The organism is Streptomyces sp. NPDC002130, from assembly GCF_040296465.1.
In the GTDB taxonomy this organism is placed as follows: Bacteria; Actinomycetota; Actinomycetes; order Streptomycetales; family Streptomycetaceae; genus Streptomyces.
Genome location: NZ_JBEOXI010000516.1, coordinates 1 through 2,755 on the forward strand (window position 1 = coordinate 1; position 2,755 = coordinate 2,755).

Sequence of the window (2,755 nt, forward strand, 5' to 3'; positions counted from 1 at the left end):
GTCACCGATCTGCTGATCGCACCGCCTTCGGGTGGCCGCGGCCGGGGCCGAGTGAGCGCCGAGGTGGAGGAGGTGATCGCCGATTATCTCGCGAAGGAGTTCTTGAAGCGGCAGAAACTCAGTGTCGCGGCGATATACCGCCGAATTGCGTTGGCCTGTCATCGATCAGGATTGCGGGTGCCGGCGCGCAATACGGTGGCAACGCGGATCGCAGCGATGCATCCCGGAACTGTAGCCAGGTTGCGTGGGGGCCAGGATGCTGCGCGGCCGCGCCAAAGCGCCGGCGGTGTCCCTCCTCCGGTGGAAGCGGTACTCGAGCAGGTGCAGATCGATCACACCGTGGTGGATCTGATGATCGTCGACGAGCACGACCGCGAACCGATCGGCCGCCCGTATCTGACCATGGCGATCGACGTATTCAGCCGATGTGTCCTCGGTTTCGTGGTGACGCTCGAACCGCCGTCCGCGGTATCGGTCGGGTTGTGTCTGGGCCGGGTGGCCTGCGACAAGAATGGCTGGCTGGAGGCGATGGGGTTGGCCGGGCAGGTGCAGTGGCCGATGGCAGGAAAGCCGCGGCGGCTCTATCTCGACAACGCAGCGGAGTTCAAAGGTGAAGCGTTGCGTCGGGGCTGCGAGCAGCATGGCATCGATCTCGGATACCGACCACCGGGTCGCCCGCATTACGGCGGCATCGTCGAACGCATCATCGGAACCGCCATGCTCAGGGTGCATGAACTACCCGGCACCACGTTCTCCGATCCCGCTGCTCGGGGCAGCTACGATTCGCAGGCAGCAGCGGTGCTGACCCTGACCGAGCTAGAACGATGGCTGGTTATTTCGACATCCTCGTACCACGGGAGCCTGCATTCGAGCCTCGGTCAGAGCCCGGCAGCGAAGTGGTCCGACAGCATCACCACACTGCGGAACCCTCCGCCTGTGGTGGTGGACGAGACTGCGTTCGTCGTCGATTTCCTTCCGGTAATTCGCCGGAGATTGACCCGCACGGGATTCACCATCGATCATGTCCAGTACTTCTCGAACACGCTCAAACCGTGGATCAGTCGCCGGGAGCAGTTGGGTACATTCGTCATTCGGCGTGATCCCCGCGACATAAGCCGAATCTGGGTCCTCGAACCCGACAATGGTGCAGGGTATGTCGAAGTGCCGTACCGGACGCTCTCGCATCCGGCGGTCACGTTGTGGGAGCACCGCGCTGCAGCCGCCCGGTTGCGTGAGCGGGGCCGCACACAGATCGACGAGAGTGCGTTGTTCTCGATGATCGAGCAGATGCGTGAGATCACGACCGGGGCGAAGAAGGCGACCCGCACCGCGCGGCGTAACCGCGCCCGCCGCCAACACCTACCCGTCCCGGCAACCACATCATCCGGGGCGATGAGCACTCCGCCGCCGGACGATCCCACCGCTCCCAGTGATGTCGTCGCGGCGTTCGACGACATCGAACAGTGGTGACTTCATGACCGAGCCTGCAGACGATGATCTGACACATCTGCATCACGCGGCACAACCGCTGGCGATGCTCCCTGCGGCGCAGCGTATTCGGCATGTTCGGGCCGACCGCTGGATCGGCTATCCCCATGCCCTGGCGGTGATCGAACAGCTTGAGGTGCTGCTCGCGTGGCCCGATCGAGGGCGAATGCCGAACGTGCTGCTCGTCGGTCCGACGAACAACGGCAAGTCGATGATCAACGAAAAATTACGCCGCGCTCACCCGCCGGACAGCGACCCCGACCGCGAGCAGATCCCGGTGTTGTGTGTGCAGATGCCTTCGGAGCCGTCGGTCAGCCGCTTCTACGTGGCATTGTTGGCGGCGTTGGGGGCTCCGCTCCGTCCGCACCGAAGAGTCCACGAGCTTGAGCAACTGGCACTGACGTTGCTGCGCGCCACCGGTGTGCAGATGCTGGTGATCGACGAACTGCACAACCTCCTGGCCGGCCGCGACGGTGTTCGCCGCGAATTCTTGAACCTGCTGCGCTACCTCGGCAACGAACTACGAATGCCGCTAGTGGGTGTCGGGACCCGCGAGGCCTATCTGGCGATCAGGGCCGACGCGCAACTCGAGAACAGATTCCATCCGACGATTCTTCCGGTGTGGGGCAACGATTCCGATACCCGTTCGCTGCTCGCGAGCTTCACGGCCAGCTTTCCGTTGCGCAAGCCCTCACACCTGACGTCGGAGGAGATGACCGGATATCTGCTTGCCCGCAGCGAAGGCACCATCGGGGAGCTGTCGATGCTCCTCACCGCTGCCGCGGTCGCCGCGATCGAGACCGGCGAAGAAGCGATCACCCACCACGTTTTGACGATCACCGACTACACCGGCCCCAGTGGGCGGCGCCGACAGTTCGAACGCGACCTGGCATGAGCAAGGGGGTCGAGGAGGTGCAGCGATGGCCCCTGCACCCGCAGCCTCAAACCGGTGAAGCACTGACCTCCTGGCTTCGCCGAATCGGAAACCTCTACGGGATCAGCAACATCGTCCAGCTCGTGAGCGAACTCCACCCCGATGGCGCGGGGTCGGATCTCGATCGAGACATCCCCGATGCCGCGGCCCGAATGCTCGCTGCCCGCAGCACCGTTGCGCTCGATCAGCTACAACAGATGAGCCTGTCGGGCTGGGTTCCGTGGCTGCTCGACAGCACCGACCCAGAGGAATGCGACTTCGACACTTACGTCCACCAACTCTCGGTCCTGATCCCACCGCAACTTTCGGCGGTGTGTCAGCTCGTAGGGGCAT

Annotated in this window: 3 protein-coding genes; all 3 read left to right on the forward strand. The window is 63.8% G+C overall.

The features are described from left to right. Positions 1-1,470: TnsB C-terminal domain-containing protein (locus tag ABT116_RS42040; RefSeq protein ID WP_351645668.1), on the forward strand; the 1,470-nt coding region annotated here is incomplete at its 5' end. 4 nt (positions 1,471-1,474) lie between these two features. Beyond that, positions 1,475-2,383, forward strand: a complete 909-nt coding sequence (locus tag ABT116_RS42045; RefSeq protein WP_351645670.1) for a TniB family NTP-binding protein — start codon at positions 1,475-1,477, stop codon at positions 2,381-2,383. After that, a partial coding sequence (locus ABT116_RS42050) for a TniQ family protein (RefSeq protein ID WP_351645672.1) occupies positions 2,380-2,755 on the forward strand: 376 nt, incomplete at its 3' end. The genes ABT116_RS42045 and ABT116_RS42050, both read left to right, overlap by 4 nt.

Excerpts from the sequence above, each read along its gene's own strand:
- ABT116_RS42045 (WP_351645670.1), top strand. The coding sequence starts at position 1,475 with ATGACCGAGCCTGCAGACGATGATCTGACACATCTGCATCACGCGGCA.